Source organism: Algibacter sp. L1A34 (genome assembly GCF_009796805.1).
GTDB lineage: Bacteria > Bacteroidota > Bacteroidia > Flavobacteriales > Flavobacteriaceae > Algibacter.
Map to the genome: position 1 here is coordinate 1,932,501 of NZ_CP047029.1, position 25,108 is coordinate 1,957,608.

The 25,108-nt window shown below is 34.7% G+C and carries 15 protein-coding genes and 2 rRNA genes (1 of these 17 running past the window's edge); 3 read left to right on the forward strand and 14 right to left on the reverse strand.

Annotated features, from left to right (window positions below; all coding sequences use genetic code 11):
- Together GQR97_RS08280 and rrf are read left to right on the forward strand one after the other, a co-directional pair.
- A 23S ribosomal RNA gene (locus GQR97_RS08280) occupies positions 1-2,133 on the forward strand; it begins 691 nt to the left of the window's first position.
- 134 nt (positions 2,134-2,267) lie between these two features.
- Positions 2,268-2,375, forward strand: a 5S ribosomal RNA gene (rrf, locus tag GQR97_RS08285).
- Between the two features lie 727 nt (positions 2,376-3,102).
- Here rrf and GQR97_RS08300 read toward each other — a convergent pair.
- The 10 genes from GQR97_RS08300 to GQR97_RS08345 form a co-directional block, all read right to left on the reverse strand.
- Entirely contained in the window at positions 3,103-4,881 is a 1,779-nt protein-coding gene (locus GQR97_RS08300) for an efflux RND transporter periplasmic adaptor subunit (RefSeq protein WP_158847333.1), read from the reverse strand.
- A gap of 4 nt (positions 4,882-4,885) precedes the next feature.
- Positions 4,886-7,645: a heavy metal translocating P-type ATPase gene (locus GQR97_RS08305; protein ID WP_158847335.1), complete on the reverse strand. Its 2,760-nt coding sequence runs from the start codon at positions 7,643-7,645 to the stop codon at positions 4,886-4,888.
- A gap of 70 nt (positions 7,646-7,715) precedes the next feature.
- A complete protein-coding gene (locus tag GQR97_RS08310) occupies positions 7,716-8,273 on the reverse strand; it encodes a helix-turn-helix domain-containing protein (protein WP_158847337.1) in 558 nt (185 codons plus the stop codon).
- Positions 8,274-8,275: 2 nt separating this feature from the next.
- Entirely contained in the window at positions 8,276-8,728 is a 453-nt protein-coding gene (locus GQR97_RS08315) for a heme-binding domain-containing protein (protein WP_158847339.1), read from the reverse strand.
- Positions 8,729-9,331, reverse strand: a complete 603-nt coding sequence (locus tag GQR97_RS08320; RefSeq protein WP_158847341.1) for a DUF3347 domain-containing protein — start codon at positions 9,329-9,331, stop codon at positions 8,729-8,731.
- A gap of 41 nt (positions 9,332-9,372) precedes the next feature.
- Positions 9,373-11,721 (reverse strand): multicopper oxidase domain-containing protein, encoded by a 2,349-nt coding sequence (locus tag GQR97_RS08325; RefSeq protein ID WP_158847343.1) that lies wholly within the window; start codon positions 11,719-11,721, stop codon positions 9,373-9,375.
- 1 nt (position 11,722) lies between these two features.
- Positions 11,723-12,967, reverse strand: a complete 1,245-nt coding sequence (locus GQR97_RS08330) for a TolC family protein (RefSeq protein ID WP_158847345.1) — start codon at positions 12,965-12,967, stop codon at positions 11,723-11,725.
- 15 nt (positions 12,968-12,982) lie between these two features.
- On the reverse strand, positions 12,983-16,855 hold the full coding sequence (locus tag GQR97_RS08335; RefSeq protein WP_158847347.1) for an efflux RND transporter permease subunit: 3,873 nt from the start codon (positions 16,853-16,855) through the stop codon (positions 12,983-12,985).
- Between the two features lie 110 nt (positions 16,856-16,965).
- A complete protein-coding gene (locus GQR97_RS08340) occupies positions 16,966-17,379 on the reverse strand; it encodes an HYC_CC_PP family protein (protein ID WP_233267629.1) in 414 nt (137 codons plus the stop codon).
- A 121-nt stretch (positions 17,380-17,500) separates the two neighbouring features.
- Positions 17,501-18,043: a DUF2911 domain-containing protein gene (locus GQR97_RS08345; protein WP_158847349.1), complete on the reverse strand. Its 543-nt coding sequence runs from the start codon at positions 18,041-18,043 to the stop codon at positions 17,501-17,503.
- A gap of 177 nt (positions 18,044-18,220) precedes the next feature.
- Between GQR97_RS08345 and GQR97_RS08350 the strand changes: the two genes are divergently transcribed.
- On the forward strand, positions 18,221-18,532 hold the full coding sequence (locus tag GQR97_RS08350) for a DUF202 domain-containing protein (protein ID WP_158847351.1): 312 nt from the start codon (positions 18,221-18,223) through the stop codon (positions 18,530-18,532).
- 78 nt (positions 18,533-18,610) lie between these two features.
- On the opposite strand, the gene gatB/aspS is transcribed toward GQR97_RS08350, so the two are convergent.
- From gatB/aspS to GQR97_RS08370, 4 genes are all read right to left on the reverse strand, one after another.
- Complete coding sequence (gatB/aspS, locus tag GQR97_RS08355) at positions 18,611-21,952, reverse strand: bifunctional amidotransferase subunit GatB/aspartate--tRNA ligase AspS (RefSeq protein ID WP_158847353.1); 3,342 nt, start codon at positions 21,950-21,952, stop codon at positions 18,611-18,613.
- Entirely contained in the window at positions 21,952-23,352 is a 1,401-nt protein-coding gene (locus tag GQR97_RS08360; protein WP_158847355.1) for an amidase family protein, read from the reverse strand. Before GQR97_RS08360 ends, gatB/aspS begins: the two co-directional genes overlap by 1 nt.
- Before the next feature lie 2 nt (positions 23,353-23,354).
- The gene (locus GQR97_RS08365) at positions 23,355-23,624 is read right to left on the reverse strand and encodes a hypothetical protein (RefSeq protein ID WP_199269917.1); all 270 of its coding nucleotides are present in this window, start codon (positions 23,622-23,624) and stop codon (positions 23,355-23,357) included.
- A gap of 261 nt (positions 23,625-23,885) precedes the next feature.
- Positions 23,886-25,091, reverse strand: coding sequence for a multidrug effflux MFS transporter (locus GQR97_RS08370; RefSeq protein ID WP_158847357.1), 1,206 nt, complete (start codon positions 25,089-25,091; stop codon positions 23,886-23,888).
- Positions 25,092-25,108 lie beyond the last annotated feature (17 nt).

Genomic DNA, 25,108 nt, shown 5'->3' on the forward strand with positions numbered 1-25,108 from the left:
GGTAGACGCGAAACCGTGTGATCTACCCATGGGCAGGTTGAAGCTGTAGTAACATACAGTGGAGGACCGAACCGGTTGACGTTGAAAAGTCTTCGGATGACCTGTGGGTAGGGGTGAAAGGCCAATCAAACTCGGAAATAGCTCGTACTCCCCGAAATGCATTTAGGTGCAGCGTTGATTTATAGTTTTATAGAGGTAGAGCTACTGATTGGATGCGGGGGCTTCACCGCCTACCAATTCCTGACAAACTCCGAATGCTATAAAATGATAATCAGCAGTGAGGGCATGGGTGCTAAGGTCCATGTCCGAGAGGGAAAGAACCCAGACCATCAGCTAAGGTCCCAAAATATATGTTAAGTTGAAAAAACGAGGTTGAACTGCTTTGACAGCTAGGATGTTGGCTTGGAAGCAGCCATTCATTTAAAGAGTGCGTAACAGCTCACTAGTCGAGCGGTTCGGCATGGATAATAATCGGGCATAAACATATTACCGAAGCTATGGGATAGAAATATCGGTAGGGGAGCATTGTAGTGTCGTCGAAGGTGTGCTGTGAGGCATGCTGGAGAAGCTACAAAAGAAAATGTAGGCATAAGTAACGATAATGCGGGCGAGAAACCCGCACACCGAAAGACTAAGGTTTCCTCAGCTATGCTAATCAGCTGAGGGTTAGTCGGGACCTAACGCGAACCCGAAAGGGGTAGTGGATGGACAACTGGTTAATATTCCAGTACCTGCTCTCAATAAAAGTGACGGAGGCGAAAAGTTAGTGCGCACAGACGGAATTGTGCGTTGAAGCGAGTGGTAACACCGCGATAGTACACTGAGACTTCGGTCAAGGTGATAATCTAGCAAATCGACTTCCAAGAAAAGCAAGAGAAGCAGCCCGTACCCTAAACCGACACAGGTAGTTGGGATGAGAATTCTAAGGTGCTCGAGAGATTCATGGCTAAGGAATTAGGCAAAATAGACTCGTAACTTCGGGAGAAGAGTCGCCACCCTTCGGGGTGGCCGCAGTGAAAAGGTCCAGGCGACTGTTTATCAAAAACACAGGGCTATGCTAAATTGAAAGATGATGTATATGGCCTGACACCTGCCCGGTGCTGGAAGGTTAAGTGGAGATGTTAGCTTCGGCGAAGCATTCAAATGAAGCCCCAGTAAACGGCGGCCGTAACTATAACGGTCCTAAGGTAGCGAAATTCCTTGTCGGGTAAGTTCCGACCTGCACGAATGGTGCAACGATCTGGACACTGTCTCAGCCATGAGCTCGGTGAAATTGTAGTATCGGTGAAGATGCCGATTACCCGCTGTGGGACGAAAAGACCCCGTGCACCTTTACTATAGCTTAGTATTGGTTTTGGATAAGTAATGTGTAGGATAGGTGGGAGACTTTGAAGTGGCGTCGCTAGGCGTTGTGGAGTCATTGTTGAAATACCACCCTTTGCTTATCTAGAGTCTAACCTTCTTTTGAAGGGACAGTGCTTGGTGGGTAGTTTGACTGGGGTGGTCGCCTCCAAAAGAGTAACGGAGGCTTCTAAAGGTTCCCTCAGCACGGTTGGTAATCGTGCGTAGAGTGCAATGGCATAAGGGAGCTTGACTGAGAGACCTACAAGTCGATCAGGTACGAAAGTAGAGCATAGTGATCCGGTGGTTCCGTATGGAAGGGCCATCGCTCAAAGGATAAAAGGTACGCCGGGGATAACAGGCTGATCTCCCCCAAGAGCTCATATCGACGGGGGGGTTTGGCACCTCGATGTCGGCTCGTCACATCCTGGGGCTGGAGAAGGTCCCAAGGGTTGGGCTGTTCGCCCATTAAAGTGGCACGCGAGCTGGGTTCAGAACGTCGTGAGACAGTTCGGTCTCTATCTACAGTGGGCGTTAGAAATTTGAGTGGATCTGACTCTAGTACGAGAGGACCGAGTTGGACTAACCTCTGGTGTATCAGTTGTTCCGCCAGGAGCATTGCTGAGTAGCTACGTTGGGAAGGGATAAGCGCTGAAAGCATATAAGCGCGAAACCCACCACAAGATGAGATTTCTTTAAAGGGTCGTGGAAGATTACCACGTTGATAGGCTATAGGTGTAAAGGCAGTAATGTCATAGCCAAGTAGTACTAATAACCCATAGGCTTATTGTACGCCTGTTTTTTTATAAGTTATACAATACATTATATTCATGATTTTTGTTTCAATATGTTAAGATATTTGTTTATCCAAAGAGATAAACGCTGTATGCTAAAGGATTAAAATCTAATAGCGAGCAGCTATAACTTAAGGTGGTTATAGCGATGGGGCTCACCTCTTACCATTCCGAACAGAGAAGTTAAGCCCATTAGCGCCGATGGTACTGCATTTGTGGGAGAGTAGGTCGTTGCCTTTTTTAATCCTCAACAAGAAATTGTTGAGGATTTTTTTTGTTATAAACTTAAATGAAAATATAAACTACAAGGCTCTTTGTATGAGTAGGTTATGGTTTTTGAAGACAAAGTCTAACTTAGGTTATATATTTTGATTGCTTTTTTTATTTACTTCAAGCTAAGTTGGGATTAGGTCAAAATAGTAGTGAGATTTAGGTCTAGGTAAAATATTAGTTAGTCTAAAAAGGAAGAACTTTATATTTGTTAATCCTCTGAACTGCATTCTTATTACTTTTATTTTTGCATTGACATATTCTGCGGATGCATTTGTACTTCTGTTAGTTCATTACCATTCCCTAATCATATTTACAACAAGCAGATAAGTTTTGATATGTTTTTTTACTTCCTATAATTTTATCGGTATCATAACTAGAAGGTATAATGGCGTTATGTATTGATATAGCATTTATTTCAGTATCATCAAAAGAGACATCTATTTTCTTTTTATCAACATTCTGAACAACACTTTCGACACCTTATAATTTATTTTCTACTTTTTCGATTGCTCTTTTATACATACCATAATTCTCTCTTACTCCAAAAGAAATATTTGTATTTGCCATTTGTTTAGAAGTTTCTGTTTTTTACTATTTCTGTTGTTTTTTTATCATCGTTTTACAACTTACTAAACTAATTGTAGTTATAATGGCTAAACTTAAAATCGTTATTTTTATTGTATGAAATTATTAATTAGTCTATTATTTGTTTTACTTCTCCGCAAGTAAGCATTTTACTTCCAAAATATGGATTGATTATTTTCTCTTCTTTACTCAACCAATAAGCGCCTTTGTTATTATCTCCCATTGGGCAAAATTGACGATACACTCTTTCGTTTATTCCAAATACTTCAACTGCTTCTGTTAAATGTGAAGAAAGGTTTTTAAAATATTTTCTTTGTTCTTCAATTGTGTAGGTGTTTGAAATTGAAGTAGCGACTGTTTTTATTTCTTTTTCAATTGATACCCAATGCTTATGAACTTCTTTATTTTTTAATAACGTCTTATCTACTTTATATAAATCATTCAATACTTGTTTTGATTCAGCTTTGGAGCTGTTTAGATCGTCTTTTACCAAAGCATTTTTCAATATTATATAATCATTAAAGACTGCTTTTAATTGATTCTGAAATTCTTCAGGTACTTTTATTCTTGTGTTTTTATCTAAAGGTTCTGTTTTTTCTGATGGATTCATTTCCATTCCAAGATGTCCTTCATGCCCCGTCATTACTTTGCCTCCTTTTTTATTCATCATCGATTTTTTGCCTTGTAATTGAGCAGCAGCATCTACTGTAAAGGTACCGTTGGTTACAATTTCATCTCCATTATTTAAACCTTCCATAACCTGATAATTATCTCCAAATTGGTTCCCTAATGTAATTTCTTGCATTTGAAAAACAGGTTCATTTGCATTCGATTTTAGATACACAACAGAGCGTTTTCCTGTCCATAAAATTGCAGAAGTAGGTATGGATAAAACTTGCTTTTTAATTGAAGAATCAACTCCTTTAATTTTACCTTCTACAAACATGCCTGGTTTAAAAAGTTCGTTTTTATTATTTAATACGACTCTTAATTTTACAGTTCTTGTTTTGGTATTTAAAATAGGATCAATAAAATCGACCTTTCCTTTGAATGTTTTATCTGGATAGGCATTTGTATTGATTACGATATCTTGTCCTTTTTTAAATTGACTAATTTGATTTTCATAGACATCAAAATTTGCCCAAACAGTATTTAAATTAGATACTTTAAATATCGGTTTTCCATCCATAATATGAGAACCTACATTTATAGCGATTTCGGTAACTACTCCAGAAACATGCGAGTAAATGGTGAAACTATTTTTTACTTGTCCGGTTTGTTCCACTTCCTCTAATTGTTTACCATGGATCATCCAATTTTTAAACTTGTTTTTAACGGCATTATACAATTGTGGTTGCGATGCTTTTAATTTATAAGCTGTAATTAATTCTTGCTGTGCTGCAATCAATTCAGGTGAATAAATTTGAGCAACTGCTTGTCCTTTTTTAACACGTTCTCCTAAAGAATTTACAAACAATTTTTCTACCCGACCATTAAAATGGGCAGGCATTGTTGCTGTTTCATCCTCATTCTCGGTAATTTTTCCTGATAAAATAAAACCTGAATTTTCATTAGAAACACTTTCTCCTACTATTGATGTTTGAATATTGGCCAAAGCCATCGCGTTTTTAGAAAGCTTAAATTGATCTGCTAATAATCCTTCTTCACTGCTTGCAGCAGGAATTAAATCCATTCCGCAAATAGGGCAGTCTCCAGCCTCTGGTTGCATAATTTGAGGATGCATGGAGCAAGTCCACATTTGATTTGTTTCTGTAGCTTCATTATGTTTGTGCACTGTCTCTGTAGATGTAGTGTTTCCTCCAAAAAACATCCAACCTAAAAGTAAACCAACAGCTAACACTGCTATATAAATGATATATTTTTTCATAATTTTATATTTTAATATTTTTTAAACGTAAGGCATTTGCAATTACAGAAACCGAACTAAAACTCATGGCTAAAGCTGCAATCATTGGTGATAATAAAATACCGAAAAATGGAAACAAAACACCTGCTGCAATTGGTATTCCAATAGTGTTATAAAACAAGGCGAAAAACAAGTTTTGTTTGATGTTTTTCATAACCGCTTCACTTAAATGTTGTGCTTTTACAATACCATGTAAATCACCTTTAACCAAAGTAATCATTGCACTTTCAATGGCTACATCTGTTCCTGTTCCCATAGCTATACCAACATCACTTTTTGCCAATGCTGGTGCGTCATTAATTCCGTCTCCGGCCATCGCAACTACTTTTCCTTGTTCTTGTAATTTGGTTACTTCTTGTAATTTGTTTTCTGGTAACATACTTGCTTTAAAATCGGCAAGATGAAGTTCTGACGCTACTGCTTGTGCCGTATCGAAATTATCACCAGTAAGCATGATTACTTCAACACCTCTATCTTGAAGCGCTTTAATTGCTTTTGCACTTGTTGCTTTTATTTTATCACCAATAACCACATAACCAACAACTTTTTTATCTACTGATAAATAAGAAACCGTTTTACCTTGTTTTTGATAGGTTTTAGCTTCTTCTTCCATTTTAAAAGTGATTTCCGCATTGGCATAAACCATCATTTTAGGGTTTCCTAAGGCTACTTTTTTACTGCTAATAGTGGCTTCAACACCTTTTCCTGTAATGGCACTAAATTCTTCCGATTTTAGAATTTCAGTATTTTGGGTTTTACCATATTTTACAGTAGCTTCCGCTAAAGGATGCTCGCTATTAGAATTTAAAGACACAATATATTGCAGCACTTCTTTATCACTTAAAACGTTATTAAATGCAGCTGCTTTTTCTACTGTTGGTTTTCCTTCGGTAATAGTTCCTGTTTTATCAATAATTAAGGTGTCTACTTTTGCCATTCTTTCTAGTGCTTCTGCATTTTTAACCAATACACCATTTTGTGCGCCTTTACCAACACCAACCATTATAGACATTGGCGTTGCTAAACCCAATGCACAAGGACAGGCAATAATTAATACGGCAATAGCATTTACAAATGCATACACATAAACAGGTTCTGGTCCCCAAATAGCCCAAACTCCAAAAGTGATTACAGAAATAAAAACCACAACTGGTACAAAATAACCAGAGACTTTATCTGCTAAATTCTGAATGGGTGCACGACTTCTACTTGCATCATTTACCATTTTAATAATTTGAGAGAGTAGGGTGTCGCTACCAATTTTCTCTGCTTTCATTAAAAAAACTTGATTTCCATTAATGGTTCCGCCACTTACTTTATCGCCTACTGAGCGATCTACAGGAATCGGTTCTCCAGAAATCATAGATTCGTCGATAGTGGTATTTCCTTCAGTTATAATTCCATCTACAGGAATTTTATCTCCTGGTTTTACTTTTAGAATATCGTGTAATTCAATTTTATCAATACTGACTGCTACATCTTCTCCATCTACTATTTTTATCGCCTTATTAGGCGCTAGTTTTAGCAATTCTTTTACTGCTGAATTTGTTTTGCTATGCGCACGCGCTTCTAATAATTGACCTAAAAGCACCAATGTTAAAATAACCGTTGCTGCTTCAAAATAAACATGTACAGCACCTGATTCTGTTTTAAATTGCTCAGGAAAAACATCAGGAAAGAACATACCGAATACCGAAAATAACCAAGATACACCTGCACCAATTCCGATAAGTGTAAACATATTCAGGTTCCAAGTTTTGATACTTCTGTAAGCACGTTCAAAAAACATCCAAGTGGCATAAAAAACCACAGGAATAGACAATGCAAACTGAATCCAATTCCATTGTTTTTGCTCTAAAATAGTGTATAATGGATTGTTCGGAATCATTTCACTCATTGCAATAAAAAATATTGGTAATGTGAATGCCACTGCAATCCAAAACTTTTTTAAGAGCCTTTTGTAGGTTTTATCTTCCACTGAAATATCTGGCTGCATTGGCACTAAATCCATTCCGCAAATAGGACAAGAACCTGCTTCATCTTTTACAATTTCTGGGTGCATTGGGCAAGTCCATTGTTCTGCTGTGTTAATGGATAAATTTTGCTCTTCAACTAAATCCATTCCACAAACAGGACAATCTCCCGCTTTGTCATACGTTTTATCGTCTTCGCAATGCATCGGACAATAAAATACACCGGTTCCTTTTCCTTTTGGAAGCTCTTTTTTAACCTCTTTAATATGATGATGCTCTTCTAACTTATGAATACGATACCTGTCACCATCCTTTTTTAACGCTTCTTGAAATTTTTCAATAGGAATATGAGATTCCATTTCTATGGTAGCTTCTGCTTTTTCTAAATTAACTGTAGCTTTAGAAACACCTTTTACTTTTGAAAGGATGTCTTCAACATGCCCGCGACAGCCATTACAAGTCATTCCGTGTATGTGATAGCTGTGTTTCATTCCGGTTTCTTCGGAAATGGAAATGTCCTTCTCGGTATGTTTATGATCTCCTAATTTATGAATGCTATACCTGTCACCATCCTTTTTTAATGCGTCTTGAAAGGTTTCCAAAGAAACATGAGATTCCATTTCTATAGTCGCTTCTGCTTTGTCTAAATCTACTGCAACTTTAGAAACACCTTTTACTTTAGAAAGTGTTTTTTCAACGTGTCCACGACAACCGTTACAAGTCATTCCGTGTATGTGATATGTATGTTTCATTTTATCTGATTTTTATACATCAAAATTAAACAGATGTTATTTGTTTTGTTTTCACAATTCTGATTCTTATTTATACAATTTGGTCTAAAGATTTTCTATCCCAATCTTGTAAATTTTTATAGTCTGACATAGACATTCCTGTAATTGCTTTAAATTGTCTTGCCAAATGACTGCTTGTTTTATAATTTAAGGTATATGCTATTTCAGAAAAATTTAATTGCCCTAGCTGTATAAGTTCTTTTACTTTTTCAATTTTTAAGTTGATGGTATATTTTTCTAGTGTAATACCTTCAGACTTGCTAAAAAGTTTGCTTATAGCCGTTTCCGTTTTATTAAATTTTTTTCCTAAAGTTTTAAATAAATCGTCAGTTTTTGCTAATTCAATTTTATGAATAAGCATTACTTTTATTTGTTCTACCAAAGTTTCTGTTTCGTTTTTAATAATTTCAAAACCGATATTTATGAGTGCATTATTTAAATCTTGGCGATTACTATTTATTCCTTTTATGGCCATTACTTTACCTAATTCTACAGATTCAACCGTATAATTTTCAGCAATAAAAATGGATAAAACTGAAGAGATACAACGATTACATACCATATTTTTTATATAAATAGTTTCTTTCATTTTTAGAGACTGTCCTTTAATTTAGTTATCCATTTAACGATGGTCGTTTTATCTTCTTCTGAAAATTTTGCTTTTTTATGAATCAAAGTATACGATTCTAAAGGCATTTTATCACTTTCTATTTGTTTGATTATTGATCGTAATTTACTTCCTTTTCTTCGGTTTGATAAAACATCCCATTCACTAAAGTTTAACTCTGACTTTCCTTCTTTAACATGATCTTCTAAAAACCAAGCAATAGGTTGTATTTTATTGTACCAAGGATATGCCGTATTGTTACTATGACAATCATAACAAGATATTTGCAACTTACTTTTAAGAACATTAGGCACATTATTAACCAGCATAAAATCGGTTATTGGTACAACGTTACTTTGGTTACGTTCTGTGGATATAAATTGTATACCCACAAAAACGACCAATACAATAATTGCTATGATTTTAACAATTTTCATTTAGTTAATCTCTTTTTGCAATTTTCCGCAGTTTAGCATTTTGCTTCCGTAGTAAGGATTTTTAATGTCTTTACTCATACTTAACCAAGCAGAACCTTTATCGTACATTGGGCAAAATTGCTCATATAAAGTGTTTGCTGTTCCTGTAATAGCAACCATATCTGTAACATCTTTACTCAATATTTTAAAATGTTCTCTTTGGTGTGCCATTGGGCTTTCAGAAATATGTTCTGCATGTTCCGCAGCATCTTCAATAATTTCATTTAATTCTTCTTGTTCTGCATCTGTGTATTTAGAAATATCTAAACCTTTTAGACTTTTTACTAATGTTGCTCCTAATTCTTTTGCTTTTGCATTATCATCTGCCACTAAAGCATCTTTTAGATTGAAGTAACCTTTTAGTACCATTTCTGAATTCCCATTTTGATCACTACTCATCACCATTCCTTTCTTTTCACTATCGTGATGACCATCATTCGCGTCATGATTCATTTCTGAATGCTTTTCTGTTTTAGCCTGCTCTTTCTTACCGTCTTTGCAAGACATTACTATTAAGCTTAAAATGGCCATTGCCAAAATTGTTGTTAATTTTAAATGTTTCATTTTTTATTTATTTAAATGTTATTATTAATTGTTTTTCTATGTTAAAATCTTACAGATAAACCACCTCCAGCACCATAACGGTTATCGTAACTTGCCATTAGTGATACGTTTCTAGAAAGCATATATTCTGCTCCTGCACTCCATACAGTTTCTGAAGTAAAGTCTTTATTTATAGGTAAATCATTTACGATACCTAAATCTATCTGATATTCATAATAGCCAAAAACAGATAATTTAGGGAATAGCATTATACTTCTTCCTAAGCCAATTCTGGGTCTTAATTCATTATCAATACGGGCATCAAGGTTGAATAAGTAAGGTGTTAAATACCGAATACCAACTACTGCGGTTGTTTTAAAATCACCCAAACTTTCTGGTGTTTCATTTTCTATATTAACACCCCCAAAGATTCTTAGATAATCATGTAAATAGCGCTCGTAGGTAAATTCTCCTTCTATGTTTTTGTTCCAGCCATATTCAAAAGAAGCATTAAACTGATTTCTAATATTTGAAGTAACGAGATTAAAACCTGTTGTATGTGAGGCAACATCTACCATTCCCCAAGAATACCATTTATCTGTTTCTGCAATAATTTTAGAAGCTGGGAATTCATCCATTCTTGGGTCTCTTGGTGTATCATATGATACGACTCGTGCCATACCACCCATCATATGATATAAAATATGACAATGAAAAAACCAGTCTCCATTTTCATCTCCCTTATTTCCATAAAACTCTAAGGTTACTTTTTGCATTGGTGGAACATTGACTGTATGCTTTAAAGGTGAATACGCTCCATTTTTATTCAGTACTCTAAAGAAGTGACCATGTAAATGCATCGGATGATGCATCATGGTTAAATTATTAAAAGTAATTCTAGTTACTTGGTTGGCTTTTATTTTAATATTATCCGCTTCAGAAAGTGGTACGCCATTCATACTCCATATATAGCGATTCATATTTCCTGTAAGGTTTAACAAGATATCATTGACAGGTACAGAAGTGTCATACGTTGTTTTTTCTGGTGATTTTAAGTAATCGTAACTATACTCAGAAAACATGTTCATGCCTTCCATTCCTTGCGTGGAACCATCACTCTTCATGTTCATTTCCTTCATTTTAGAATGATCCATTTGCATAGTTTCACTCTTCATATTCATTCCATCCATTTTAGAAGTATTCATGCTTGCCATAGAATCCTCTTTCTTTTCAGAATGATTCATATCCATACCTTGCATATTCTTCATCTGCATTCCGTATTCCTCCTTTATTTTAAAACGCTCATCTTTTTTAGGTTGAAACTTTAAAGAGTGCGCTCCCATTTTCATATCCATTTTCGCCATTTTTTGCATCATTCCAATCTTATCTGGTTTTGGAATATTCATGGCAGGTAACACTTTTCCGTTTCCTATAAAAGCAGAAGCAGTGCCAGAACCGTCTTGTGCCGTAATTTTAAATTCTATTTTCCCTTCTTTGGGAATCGTAACAATAAAATCGTACGCTTCAGCAATTGCGATAAAAGTTTTGTTCTTTTTAACAGGAACAACATCTAGACCATCAGCAGAAATTAACAATGGTTCCTCACCACCAAAAGTCATCCAAAAAGATGTAGAAGCACCTCCATCAATGATTCTCAATCGTACTTTTTCTCCAGCTTTAAATTCTGGATACTCGATACTTTGTTCTCCATTGATAAGAAATGCAGGATAATATATATCGGCTATATCTGCACCTTCCATTCGTTGTCTCCAAAAATTTAATTGTGCTCCAAAAGCGCCACGAGCAATAACCTTATTTAAGGGTGTAGCTGTTCCTTTTTTAATATTGTACCACTCATTTCCTCGCTTTAAATTACGAAGCACATTCATTGGTTTTTCATTGGTCCAGTCAGACAACATTAAGACTAATTCTTTATCATAATCTAAAGTCTGTACTTTGGGTTTTATTACAATAGAACCAAATACACCACTTTGTTCTTGTAACATAGTGTGCGAATGGTACCAATAAGTTCCAGATTGTTTTATAGGAAACTCATACTTCTGTGTATGTCCAGGCTCAATTGGGGGTGTTGTTAAATAAGGAACGCCATCGTAAAAATTAGGTAATAAAAGTCCATGCCAATGCACAGAAGTTTCTACATCCATTTCATTTTTCACATAGATAACAGCATATTCGCCTTCCGTAAACTCTAAAGTAGGACCTGGGATTGTCCCGTTTACGGTCATTCCCATAACTTCTTTTCCTGCTTTATTAACAGTAGCTTTACGTAATGTAATTGTGTGCTCTCTAACAGGAAGATGATTTATATTCCTCTCGTGCGTCAATTCTTTTTGTGCAAAAACACCTGTTGTTAAAGCTATTAAAAAGAGTAATATTATATTAGCTTTCATATTATTTTGTTATTAAATAGTTAATAATTGTAGATTGAACGTAATAAGATTTCACCGAGTCAATTAGATTAATTTGAAACTTTAATTGCAATTCCTGAATATCTAAAACATCATTAAAATCAATCGTTCCTGTTTCATAACTTCTAATTAAAATGTCTTCTGCATCTTTGGCTTGTTGTAGATTTTTAACTTGCGTATTATAACTAATTCTTGCAGAAACTCGGTCGTTTACAGCCTTGTCTAAAAGCGTTTCTAAGGTATTTAAACGCTCTTGTTTTTGAGCTTCAATCTCTTGTTGCTGAAACTCGTTTTGCTTTGTTTGTGATTTATATTTCTTATTAAAAATTGGAATAGAAACCGAAAGCATTGGCATTACAATATCCTTTCCGTTATCACTAAAACTCATGTCTGGTCTTTTATCAACATTGATATAATCTAATCCAAAACCAATTAAAGGACTGCTTTCTTTTTGATTTAATAATTCTGATTTTTCTACAGATTGATACAGTTTATCATATTTTAACAATTCAGGATGTAATGCTAAGTTTTTAGTGTTTATTTCAAAATCTTCCGAAGGTAAATTCAATTCATTTACTATGGAAACCGCAATCTCTTTATCACGATTTAAAAACTTGTTAAAATTTGTTTGTTCTGCAAGAAATTGTTGGCCTAATACTTCTAATAATTGTTGCATTTCATTCTGTCTCATTTGTAAACGCAAGACATCTACAGCAGATGCTTTGCCAACTTCAACAGAAGTTAACGCTAATGTTTCATAGGTATCTAATAGTTTTATATTTTTAACTAAAACAGTTTGTTTTGCTTTATTAGCATACAGATTGTAATAGGATTGCGAAACCGAAGCCATCAATTTTCTTTTAGCAATAACAATGTCTTCATATTTTGCATCTGCCAATGCATTTACATAATTTTCTCTAGCTGAAATATTACCAAACCAAGGCAACATTTGTTTAGCAGATACCTTAAAACGCTGTGCTCCAGTTCGGGTTTCTGGTTCACTTATAAAATAACCAACAGCAAATTCTGTGTTAGGCAAGGTGTTTACTTCATTCACTTTTTCGGAAGCAATGCTATATTGCAGCTCGAATTTTTGAATTTCAGGGTTGTTTTCTAAAGCCACGTTAATGTAGTTTTCTAGCTCTTGTGCACTTGTAAAAAGACTCAAGAAGCAAAAACAAAGAAACAAGACTGCTTTCTGTACGATATGATTTTTATAGTTTTTCATTGTATATTTTTATATCTATTTTCTAAGCTCTTTTCTCCCTAATCTTTTCAACTTAATTTCCTCTCTCCAACTATATAAAACCGGAACGATAAAGTAGGAGGTAATGTCAATTACCATTCCTCCAAAGATTGGAATTGCCATCGGAATCATAATATCACTTCCTTTTCCTGTGGATGTTAAAACAGGTAATAATGCCAAAATAGTAGTTACAGTTGTCATTAAACACGGACGAATACGTTTCTTAGCAGCCTCTAAAGCAGCAGCTCTAATACTCATTTTATCTGATGGTTTTTCACGATCAAAAGTTTGCGTTAAATAGGTTGCCATGACAACTCCGTCATCTGTTGCAATACCAAATAAGGCAATAAAACCAACCCAAACAGCCACACTTAAATTGATGGTTTTCATATTGAAAAGATCTCGCATATTCTCGCCAAAGAAGCTAAAATTGAAAAACCAATCTTGTCCGTACAACCAAATCATAATAAAACCACCTGCAAATGCAACTGCAATTCCGGTAAATACCATTAACGAAGTGGTTACCGATTTAAACTGAAAATACAGTATCAAGAAAATAATAGCCAATGCTAAAGGCACAACAACTGCTAGTGTTTTTTCTGCTCGCAATTGGTTCTCATAAGTTCCCGTGAATTTATAACTGATGCCTTTAGGAACCGTTAATTCTCCGGAGTCTATTTTCTCTTGAAACAAGGCTTGCGCATTTTCTACCACATCTACTTCTGCAAAACCATCTATTTTATCAAACAAAACATAACCCACTAAAAAAGTATCTTCACTTTTAATCACTTGCGGACCTTGTTCATATTTAATAGTCGCTAATTCACTTAAAGGAACAGGATTTCCTTTTTCAACAGGAATATAAATGTCTTTAATATCTTCTGGATTGCCACGTAATTCTCTAGGATAACGTACGCGAACGCCGTAACGTTCTCGGCCTTCAACCGTTTGAGTTAAAGCCATACCACCAATAGCAACTTTTAAAACACTTTGTACATCCTCTATAGAAATGCCATAGCGTGCTATTTTTTCTCTATCAATATCAATTAATAAATAAGGTTTCCCAACAATTCTATCCGCAAAAACAGCTTCTACTTTAACACCTTCAGCTTGTTTTAAAAGACTTTCTAATTGCAACCCAAAAGCTTCAATTTGTTTTAAATCTTGTCCTTTTACTTTAATTCCCATGGGCGCACGCATACCAGTTTGTAGCATAACTAATCGCGTTTCTATGGGTTGTAATTTTGGAGCAGAGGTAACACCGGGTAACTTGGTAACTTTAATGATTTCTTTCCAAATATCATCTGGACTTTTAATTTCTGGTCGCCAGTTTCTAAAGAATTCTCCGTCGTTGTCTTCTATTAATTGAGCGCTTTCAACGGATGTTCCTGAAGTAATAAAACGTTTTGATTTGTTATTATTAGCAGGATTATGAGATTCCTCGTCGCTCGTTCCTCGCTCTGTCGGAATGACATTCGTTTTTAACTCAAACAAACCATCAGCATTCACTTTATAACGTTGTCTTTTTCCTTCGGAATTACGCATATATTCCGGTTTATACTGAATCATGTTTTCGTACATCGACAAAGGAGCAGGATCTAAAGAAGATTCTGTTCTACCAGCTTTACCAACCACTGTTTCAATTTCTGGAATGGTCGCAACCGCCATATCCAATTGCTGCAACACACGTTTATTTTCTTCAACTCCAGCATGCGGAAGAGAAGTAGGCATTAGTAGAAAAGAGCCTTCATTTAAAGAAGGCATAAATTCTTTTCCTGTGTTGTTCATAATCCAAAACCCAGAAATAAGAACCGTTATCGGAACCATTAAAAACAACATCTTATTCGCTAAAGCCCATTGTAAAATTCGACCGTAATATTTTCTAAAAACTGAGAATATTCCTAAAATTCCGAAGCAAATAATAGACACAAAAATTAAGTTTATAAAAATACTACGATTAAAACCTAAAGGTCTCCAATATTCTGCCAATAGAAATACAATGGCAATTGATGAGATAATGATATTAAGAAGATTTACTTTTTTAGCATCTAGCTTTCCTAAAACACCTAATAAGGCAGAAATTCCAAAAGCGATTACTATAAGACCTAAATAATGACCGCTTATCACAATTACAATTCCTGCAAGAATTAAAGCAGTACTTATAATGTGTTTAAACGAGTTTTTTAGCGTTGTTTTACGGAATAAAAAAGCTGCTAAAGGCGGAATGATAAACAAAGCAATCACCAATGATGCTGACAACGCCATCGTTTTTGTAAACGCTAAAGGTCTAAACAATTTACCTTCTGCACCAATCATTGTAAATACAGGCACAAAACTGATAATAGTTGTTAAAACAGCAGTTAAAATAGCACCAGAAACTTCTGCAGTAGCGTTGTAAATAACTTCGTTTACGGATAGTTTGTTGTTATGAGATTCCTCGTCGCTCGTGCCTTGCTCTGTCGGAATGACATTATCGCGTCCATTTTTACCTTCCTCTTTTACCTTTTCACTCTTCACTTTCCACTTTTCACTTTCCTCATCGAGATGGCGAATCATGTTTTCGGCGAGTATGACGCCAACATCAACCATGGTTCCAATAGCGATGGCAATACCAGATAATGCCACAATATTGGCATCCACATTAAAGAGTTTCATGGTAATAAATACCATTAAAATAGCCACAGGTAACAAGCCAGAAATTAAAAGTGATGCTCTTAAGTTAAAGACCATCACAATAATGACCAAAATGGTAATTAATATTTCAAGAGTCAATGCTTCACTAAGGGTGTCTAAAGTTTCTACAATCAGTTCGGAACGATCATAAAAAGGAACGATTGTTAATTGTGATGTACGTCCATCTGCTAAAACTTTAGAAGGTAAACCACCTTTTAATTCTTCTATTTGGGCTTTTACATTCGTAATCACTTCCATAGGGTTTGCGCCATATCTTGCCACTACAACACCACCAACAACTTCTGCGCCTTCTTTGTCTATTATCCCGCGTCTAGCGGCAGGCCCTAAAGAAACTTTAGCAATGTCTTTAATTTTAATGGCCGTAAAATCTTTAGAGGTTACGACTGCATTTTCAATATCTTCAATCGATTTTACATAGCCTAAACCACGGACTAAATATTCAACTTTATTAATTTCTAAAGTCTGTGCACCAATATCTTTATTGCTTTCTTTAACCGCTTTTACAACTTGACTTAATCCAATGTTGTATTGGCGCATCAATTCTGGGTTGACATCAATTTGATATTCTTGCACATAACCACCAATAGAAGCAACTTCGGATACACCACTTGCAGAAGACAAACCATATTTTACATAGTAATCTTGTATGCTGCGTAATTCTTGTAAATCCCAACCACCAGTTACGTTTCCGTCTTTATCTCTACCTTCTAAAGTGTACCAATAAATCTGTCCTAAACCTGTAGCATCTGGTCCTAAAGCAGGATTTATTCCTTCTGGTAATAAATTACTCGGTAAGGAGTTTAGTTTTTCTAAAATTCGGCTTCTGCTCCAGTAAAACTCAATGTCTTCTTCAAAAATGATATAAATACTAGAGAAGCCAAACATCGATGAACTACGAATGGTTTTTACTCCAGGAATACCAAGTAAAGTGGTTGTTAAAGGATAGGTAATTTGGTCTTCAATATCTTGTGGAGAACGACCATCCCACTTTGTGAATACAATTTGTTGGTTTTCGCCAATATCTGGAATGGCATCTACAGCTACGGGATTGCTTGGTAAAAAGCCAGTATCCCAATTAAAAGGAGCGTTTACAGTTCCCCATCCAATAAAAAGGACCAATAATAAAACCGATACGATTTTATTTTCTATTAAAAATTTAATAATCTTATTTAGCATAAAGCCTGATATTTAAAACAATTAGAAAGTGATGTTAGAAAAACATCGAATACAGCGACATCATCCTAATGAAATAAATCATAGGATAATACAGTCTATTGTTAAAAAAATCAGATTAAATAGGTCTCGTCAAGCTTAAAGAGTTGCTTGTCTATGAGAGGTGGTTGATACGCTTCGTAAGAAGAATTAGTATGGTCTAAACCTTCAAAAAGGTTGATATACGTGTAAACAAATGAAGCTATAAAAAATTGTTGTTCAAAAGAAATAGCATCTACTTGTAGCTGTAACTCGTCTTGACCATCAACAACTAATTCTTTATCGCTACAACAATTCTTTTCTGTAATCTTACAATCTTTGGTGGCTGGCTTTTGCATTTCCATGCCGCAACCTTCTGCTTTATGAAACATAGCAGTCTCTACTAAAGAATCTCCACAATAATGCATGTTCAATGTGAAAGACGTTGTAGAGCATAGCACTACAATAGCCATAACAAAAGACATTATTTTATGGGATACTTGTTTCATAAGTTGTATAAAGGTAATAAATTTTAACCTTTCATTATTATGTTTAACAGAACTTTAAATGATATTATAAAAAAATCCCGAAACTCATGTCTCGGGATTTTAGTTTTAGAAGTATGTTGTTTTATTTAGTAAAAGGCACTGCAACTCTAGCTGTTCCCCAACCTAAATGCATGTTTATTGCACCATCAGCTTCATCAAAAACGATAGAAAAAGCATCTAAGCTATCTCCAGTTGTTACTGGTACAGATAATCTTGCAACATCGTTTTCTTCCTTATAAAAGTAAGAACCCCAAACATTTAAATCTTTACTGATAATAGCAGTCCATTCCTTTTCATTCGGAATTAAGTAAAATGTATAAGTTCCAGTTTTAATAGTAGTATCACCAAATTTCATGTCTGTAAATAATGTAAGTTCGGCAGCTTCGTTAGCTCCAGTACGCCATACTTCTCCATTTGGAGCAAGTGCACTTAGTTCTCTATCTTTTAATTGCGGACGACTGTAAACTATTTTAATTAGCTTGTTGGCATCTTTGTAAGATGTTGGAAATGCAGCAGCATCCATTGGGCTTTTGTCTAATTTACTGAATTTTTGAGCATTTACGCCTGTAGATAAAAGCATTAAGAATGCAAATGTGATTGTTGTTAATAAAGTTGTTTTTTTCATAATTGAAGATTCTATTATTTTTAATGGTTTAAAGTTAAGCTTAAAAGCGCTTATATTAATGTAAAGTCGGTTTGTAAAGTTAAAGTTTACAGAATTTTTAATATTTTTTTAGTTGAAATTTTATCGTAAATCCCTTTTCTTACTAAAAAAATGTACTTTTATATTTAAATTGATAAAATGAAACTTTTACATTTCGGGCGTGATTTTAAACCAGACGAACAAATTATTTTAAGAGATTACCTTGCTATCGAGCGTACACGCTTAGCAAACGAGCGTACCTTATTATCCTACATTCGCTCGTCCCTTTATTTGCTTTTAGGAAGTCTTGCTATGTACGAAATAAAAGAATTTCCAAACTTTAGATATCTTACTATTATAGGTTTAGTTTTTAGTGCATTGTTTTTTGTGATAGGGATTTATCGATTTTCATTACTTAAAAGAAGTTTGAAACGTTTGCATTATATGTCGGAAAATAATGAAAGTAAATAGGTTTTATATGAATTTTAAATAAAAAAAGCTCCAGAGTTAACTGAAGCTTTTAGATTTATTTTAAAAGAAAATTAAAGTTTACTTACGCATCACTTTAACATTCATTTCTTCAACTTTTTTATCAGATAATAAAGAAGGTGCACCAAAAAGTAAATCTTCACTAGTTCCCGTTTTTGGGAAAGCCATCACTTCTCTAATCGACGCTTTTTTCTCTAAAATCATCATTAATCGGTCTACACCCCAAGCAATCCCGCCGTGTGGTGGAGCACCATAATGGAACGCTTTATACATGGTTCCAACACTTTTCATCATTTCGGCTTTATTGTAACCCATATTTTTATAGGTAGCTTCCAAAATTTCTGGTTTGTGCGCACGCACAGAGCCACCGCCAATTTCGTAACCGTTTAATATTAAATCGTATTGTTGCGCAATAATACTTCCTATTTCATCTTCATTACCATTCATGTGCTTGTCTATATCGTAAATCGCAGGCATGGAGAATGGGTTGTGTGTAAACGTCCAACGCCCTTCATCTGTTTTTTCAAACATTGGGAAATCTACAACCCAAGCAGGTCGTAATTCTTTCGGGTTAATTAAGCGTAACATGCTTCCCAATTCTTGTCTTACCGCATCTAAAGCTTTATTTGCTGTAGCATAATCTGCAGCCGAGAAGAACACAATATCTCCAACTTGTGCGTTTGTCTTTTTTATAATTCCAGCGGCAATATCTTCACCTAAAAATTTAATTATTGGTGATTGTAAATCATTTTCATTTACAATAATATAAGCCAATCCACCTAAGCCATGCTGTTGAGCAATACTAGTAAGTTTTTCAATTTGGCCTTTAGACAAACGTTTTTTACCCTGTTCTTCAGCCGAAACTTTTATGCATTTCACAATACCTCCTTCATCAATAGGTTTACTAAATACTTGGAAGCTTGTATCTTTTACAATATCTGTAATGTCTTGTAATTTCAACCCGAAGCGTAAATCAGGACGGTCGCAACCGTAAAAATCCATTGCTTCTTTATATGTAATTACTTCAAATGGTTTTAAAATCCATTTTTTACCGTAAATTTTCTTCACGATAGCGTTAAACATATTCGTGTTTAAATCGATAATTTGTTGCATGCTAGCATACGCCATTTCAATATCGAGTTGCGTAAATTCTGGTTGGCGATCACCACGAGAATCTTCGTCTCTAAAACAGCGTGCAATTTGAAAATATTTTTCGTAGCCACTAACCATTAGCATTTGCTTGAACTGCTGAGGAGCCTGTGGAAGTGTGTAAAATAAACCAGCTTGTTTACGAGTTGGTACAATAAATTCACGGGCACCTTCATCGGTTCCGGCACTTAAAATAGGCGTTTCAATTTCTAAAAAATCTTGATCGTCTAAAACGTCACGCATCATTTTAATCACTTTATGGCGATTAACGATTACACGACGAACATCATCGTTTCTGTGATCTAAATATTTATATTGAAAACGAACGTTTTCATTGGTTTTTGTTGCTCTTTTTATTTCAAAAGGAAGCGTTTTAGATAAGTTTAAAATATCTAGATCTGTCGCTTCTAATTCTATAGTTCCTGTTTTTAAAGACGCATTATAATCATCTTCTTTACGTTGAACAATAGTACCTGTAACGGTAATTACCGACTCGGGTTTTAGTTTTACTAATTCATCTAAATTCGCAAAAGATTCACGGCTTAAACGTACTTGAAAAATTTGTGTACTTGAATCGCGTAAATCAATAAACATTAATTCGCCATGATCACGAACACTAGAAACCCATCCAGAAAAGGTTACTTTTTCCGAAATGTTTTCTTCAGAAACATCCGAAATTACATGTGTTCGGTATTCGTCTTTTATAATTAAAGGGATTTCTGGTAAAACCTCTTCTTGTTTGGTTATTGGTTGTGGAGTATTATTGGTAGTTGGTTGCTCGCTATTTGTTCTTGTTTGTTCTAGAGCTGTTTCTCCAGAATCTTGAACTTGACTTAAAATACCTTCGCGAATTACTTTTCCAGAAGCACCTTTACCAATAATAGCAATAACTTTTCCAACTAAAATACCGGCTTTTCCTTGATTTCCAGATTTAATATCATTGGCAACAGCTTCATTTTCTGAAATTACTTTTGCAATGGCATCATGGATTTTTTCTTCGGAAATGGTATTGGTTTCAAAATAAGTTTTATAGTCGAATTTTGAATTTTCTAACAACGACTTAATAGCGTTTTGAGCTAATACAGATGTTATTTTATCATTTTTGAATAAACCGAAGATCTCTATAAAGTCTGAAATATTTTCAATACTTGTATAATCTTCAGCTTTAACATTATTAGTCAACGTTTTTGCAACGAACGATGGATCTTTCAATTCATTATTAATGGCAACAAAAGTTTCCGAACGTAAAGAATCGGCTGTAAAAAACTTAGCATCTTGCGGCAAAACACCTCCTTTTATCAAAATAGATTCTACAGCAAAAGGTAATGTGCTTAAATCTACATCGATAGATTCTACTACATTTTTTATGCTTACAAAAGGTAAATCGGGCTCCGAGATAAAACGGTAATCCGCCTCGAATTCCTTTTTACGCATGGTTTTGGTTTGCTTTAAATCGGCATCCCAAAGTACGGTAGTTTGGTCGGGTCTAAATGCTTTATTTTCTATATAATAGTTAAGCTGTTTTTCAATTTCTTCCTTTAAAGCATCGACCATAAACTTAAACGAGTTCAAGTTTTTAATCTCTGTTCTTGGGTTTAATGCGTAACTCTGTTTTTTACGAAGTGATACAGAAACATCCGATTTAAATTCCCCTTTTTCAAGGTTAGCTTCACTTATTTTTAAATTCTGAACAATGCGTTGTATGTACTGCGCATAGGTTGATGCATCTTCAATATGGCGAATGCAAGGTTCTGTAACAATTTCAATAAGAGGTACACCAGCTTTATTGAAATCTACTAACGAAATTTTCTTCTCGTGTACTAGTTTTGCAGCATCTTCCTCAATATGAACTTGCGTTAAATTCACTGTAAATTGCGAGCCATCATTTCTAAAGCATGATACTTGTCCGTCAGGAATTACAGGGTTATGAAACTGTGTGATTTGTATGTTTTTCGGGTTGTCTGGATATTCGTAATGTTTTCTATCCCAAGAAATCACTTCGTTTTCAAACGAAGATTTTACAGCTTTCCCAAAGTAAATTGCTTTTGTAATTGCTTCTTTATTTATAGAAGGCAAAACGCCCATTTGCCCTGTGCATACGGAACAAATATTTTGATTAGGAGTATCGATTTCTTCATTAGGACAAGAACAAAATAATTTTGATTTTGTATTTAATCGTACATGAGTTTCTAGTCCGATTACTAACTCTAATTCGTGCTTTTTAAGAAGCTCGTTTAATTGCTCTAGTTCCATTATATCGTGTCTTTTAAGAAGTTAGCAAACTTCAAAACGAGTTCGTCATTATGTTTTGCTGCCGTAATTTGTAAACCTGTTGCTGTGCCTTGAGGAACCGTTAAAGTCGGTAATTGACCTAAACTAAAACCTACGGTGTAAGCATCGGATAAATACATGGCGTGCGGATCCTTTAAACTATCACCAATTTTTGGTGGCGTATTTGGTGTAACAGGAGAAAGAATGATATCGACATCCTTAAAATCGTTTTCAAAATTAGTAGAAATGGTGTCGCGTAAGGCTAGACCTTTCAAATAAATTTCGTCTGAAAACCCTTGTGACAATACTTGGTTTCCACCAACTATACGACGTTTTGTTTCTTCAGAAAAATTTTCAGAACGTGTTACCGAATACGTTTCTTTTAAAGAATCTCCTTCAATACGGTTACCATAATTTGTACCATCTAACCTAGAAAGGTTGGATGCCGTTTCTGCCATGGCTAGCGTATAGTATGTTGAAACTAATGTTTCAGATTCAAAGAAATCTAAAGCTTTCACTTCAATACCTTTGGCTTTTATTTTTTCAATAGCTTGTAAAAAATCAGCTTTTATTTTAGGGTCAATCGCTTTGCTTTCAATAAAGTTTTTAAAATATCCTACGGTTTTAATGCCTTCGGAATTTAAAATTTGAGCCTGAGTTATTTCCGCGGAAGCGTAAGAGGTTTGATCTTTAATATCTTTACCACTCATTACGTTTAGCACAATACGGATATCTTCGATGGATTTTGCAATGGGTCCAACACAATCGGTAGACGATGCGTAGGCCATTAAACCGTAGCGTGAAATGCGGCCGTAACTTGGTTTTAAACCATATATATTATTGTAACCTGCGGGCTGGCGAACAGAACCTCCGGTATCTCCTCCAATTGAAAAAACGGTGTAATCTTTAGCCACATTTACTGCAGAACCACCACTAGAGCCACCACTTACTAAATCTGGGTTTATCGCGTTTTTTACAGCGCCAAAAATGGTATTTTCACTAGAGGACCCATGACCAAAACTATCGCAATTTTCTTTTACTAAAGGGATAGCTCTTGCATTCAATAAATTTTGAATGGCTGTTGCTGTGTATGCCGATTTGTAGTTTTTTAAAAGGTTAGAACTCGCTGTTGCTAACGTTCCTTGAACCATATAAACATCCTTAATTCCAAATGGAATACCTTCGAGCAAACCAATGGTTTCTCCGTTGGCAATTTTAACATCTACTTTAGAAGCTAAATCTAGCGCTATAGTATCCAACAAGGCATTAACCGTGTTATGTGTGTTCTGTTTTAATTGGGATAATTTGTCTTGTACTAATGCTGTACAAGTTATCTTTTTATCCACCAATTGTTGGTGAATTTTATGTATTTGAGAATCCATATTTATTCTTCTATCACTTTAGAAACTACTAAATATCCATTTTTTTCCTTCGGAAAGTTTTCGATAATGATTTGTTTTTCGAGTGCTGAACTTTCAATAACCACATCGTCTCTTAAATCGCTTACCAACACGCTATTATTATGATTATTATTAAAGGTGTTATTATTTGTTGGCTGTGCATTTTTAATCACATCAAATAATTTGTTGACAGCCTCGGAGGGTTGCGCACCTTTAATACTCGACAAAATGTCGACGGTCATAATTTTACTCATGTCTTAATTTTTTGTTACTAAGTGAAACTTATAAGCTAGCAAAATTACGAAAGTTTTTATTGGTGCGGAAGCTTATGTAATGTAAAGTTGTAATGCTGTTTTATTGATGAAATACCCTATGATAATGCAGGTAATTAGTGAAATTAGTGATAAATTTATATTGAAAAACGCTATTAGTTAAAAATGTGAAAGTGTTAATGTTTTTAATACTATATAAAACAATATGTATTGTGTTGTTTTAAGGGGGTTAAAAGTGAGTTTTTAGGCCTCTAGCAATCTCGTTTTTCGTTTTAAAACAATAAAAATAAGAACAGATAATACTCCAAAAACAGAAAATCCTATAAAAAGAGGTAAAACTGAGGTTTTTACAAAACTACCAATAAAATGTGCAATAGGTACAGCTAAAACTGTTGAGAAAAACCCATTAATTGCTGCTCCAATTCCTGCAATATGTCCAAGTGGTTGCATAGCTAATGCTCGTAAATTTCCAAACAAGAAACCAACCGCAAAAAACTGCAATGCTAAAAAAGAAATTAAAGTATAAATACTAGGGTTTTGTCCAGAAGAAAATAAAATAACGTACAAAATTGAAATAAAAGCATACGCAAGCGTAGAGTAGTAAGCAATTTTCATCATACCATATTTTTCAACTAATTGGCTGTTTAGAAAAGTAGCGAAACCTATTGAAATTGCTAGACTAGCAAAGATATATGGAAACATTTCTACTAAGTTATATTGCTCTTGGAAAATTTGTTGGGAGGTACTTAAATACACCATAAAAGATCCGGTTATAAAACCAGAAACTAAAGTAAAAGCTACAGCTTCTTTATATTTAAAGAATTCTTTTGCTCCGTTTATAAATAAATGCGAGGTGAATTTTAAGCGTTTTTCTTTTGGGAGCGTTTCAGGTTGGCGAAACCAGAACCAAACCATAATAGCTAATCCAAAAAGGAGGTTGAAATAAAATATAGCTTGCCAATTAAAAAGGTGAATTAAAAACTGCCCAAACATAGGAGCTATAACAGGAACTAAAATAAAAAACATGACTACAAACGATAATATTTTAGCCATATAATCTCCACTAAATTCATCACGAATCATGGAGGTGCTTAAACTTCTTGGGGATGAAAGCCCGATGCCTTGGAGTATACGACCAAAAAGCATCATTTCGTAATTTTTGGTGGTTACACATATAAGACTAGCAATAATGAAAACTAGAAAACCAACATAAACAATGGGTTTTCTGCCAAAACTATCGGAAATAGGACCAAAAATAAGCTGGCCAAATCCTATTCCTAAAAAAATCATGGTGATTAAAAGCTGATTGTTACTTGCGGTTGTTGCACCTAAGGATTCTCCAATTTCTGGTAAAGCTGGTAATAATGCATCAATCGATAGTGCCACAATAGACATTAAAGATGCCATTAAAGCCACAAATTCAAATTTTACCTTTTTGATGTTTTCCATCGCGCAAAGGTAAAATA

Excerpts from the sequence above, each read along its gene's own strand:
- GQR97_RS08300 (WP_158847333.1), bottom strand. The coding sequence starts at position 4,881 with ATGAAAAAATATATCATTTATATAGCAGTGTTAGCTGTTGGTTTACTT.
- GQR97_RS08305 (WP_158847335.1), bottom strand. The coding sequence starts at position 7,645 with ATGAAACATACATATCACATACACGGAATGACTTGTAACGGTTGTCGT.
- GQR97_RS08310 (WP_158847337.1), bottom strand. The coding sequence starts at position 8,273 with ATGAAAGAAACTATTTATATAAAAAATATGGTATGTAATCGTTGTATC.
- GQR97_RS08315 (WP_158847339.1), bottom strand. The coding sequence starts at position 8,728 with ATGAAAATTGTTAAAATCATAGCAATTATTGTATTGGTCGTTTTTGTG.
- GQR97_RS08320 (WP_158847341.1), bottom strand. The coding sequence starts at position 9,331 with ATGAAACATTTAAAATTAACAACAATTTTGGCAATGGCCATTTTAAGC.
- GQR97_RS08325 (WP_158847343.1), bottom strand. The coding sequence starts at position 11,721 with ATGAAAGCTAATATAATATTACTCTTTTTAATAGCTTTAACAACAGGT.
- GQR97_RS08330 (WP_158847345.1), bottom strand. The coding sequence starts at position 12,967 with ATGAAAAACTATAAAAATCATATCGTACAGAAAGCAGTCTTGTTTCTT.
- GQR97_RS08335 (WP_158847347.1), bottom strand. The coding sequence starts at position 16,855 with ATGCTAAATAAGATTATTAAATTTTTAATAGAAAATAAAATCGTATCG.
- GQR97_RS08340 (WP_233267629.1), bottom strand. The coding sequence starts at position 17,379 with ATGAAACAAGTATCCCATAAAATAATGTCTTTTGTTATGGCTATTGTA.
- GQR97_RS08345 (WP_158847349.1), bottom strand. The coding sequence starts at position 18,043 with ATGAAAAAAACAACTTTATTAACAACAATCACATTTGCATTCTTAATG.
- GQR97_RS08350 (WP_158847351.1), top strand. The coding sequence starts at position 18,221 with ATGAAACTTTTACATTTCGGGCGTGATTTTAAACCAGACGAACAAATT.
- gatB/aspS (WP_158847353.1), bottom strand. The coding sequence starts at position 21,952 with ATGGAACTAGAGCAATTAAACGAGCTTCTTAAAAAGCACGAATTAGAG.
- GQR97_RS08360 (WP_158847355.1), bottom strand. The coding sequence starts at position 23,352 with ATGGATTCTCAAATACATAAAATTCACCAACAATTGGTGGATAAAAAG.
- GQR97_RS08365 (WP_199269917.1), bottom strand. The coding sequence starts at position 23,624 with ATGAGTAAAATTATGACCGTCGACATTTTGTCGAGTATTAAAGGTGCG.
- GQR97_RS08370 (WP_158847357.1), bottom strand. The coding sequence starts at position 25,091 with ATGGAAAACATCAAAAAGGTAAAATTTGAATTTGTGGCTTTAATGGCA.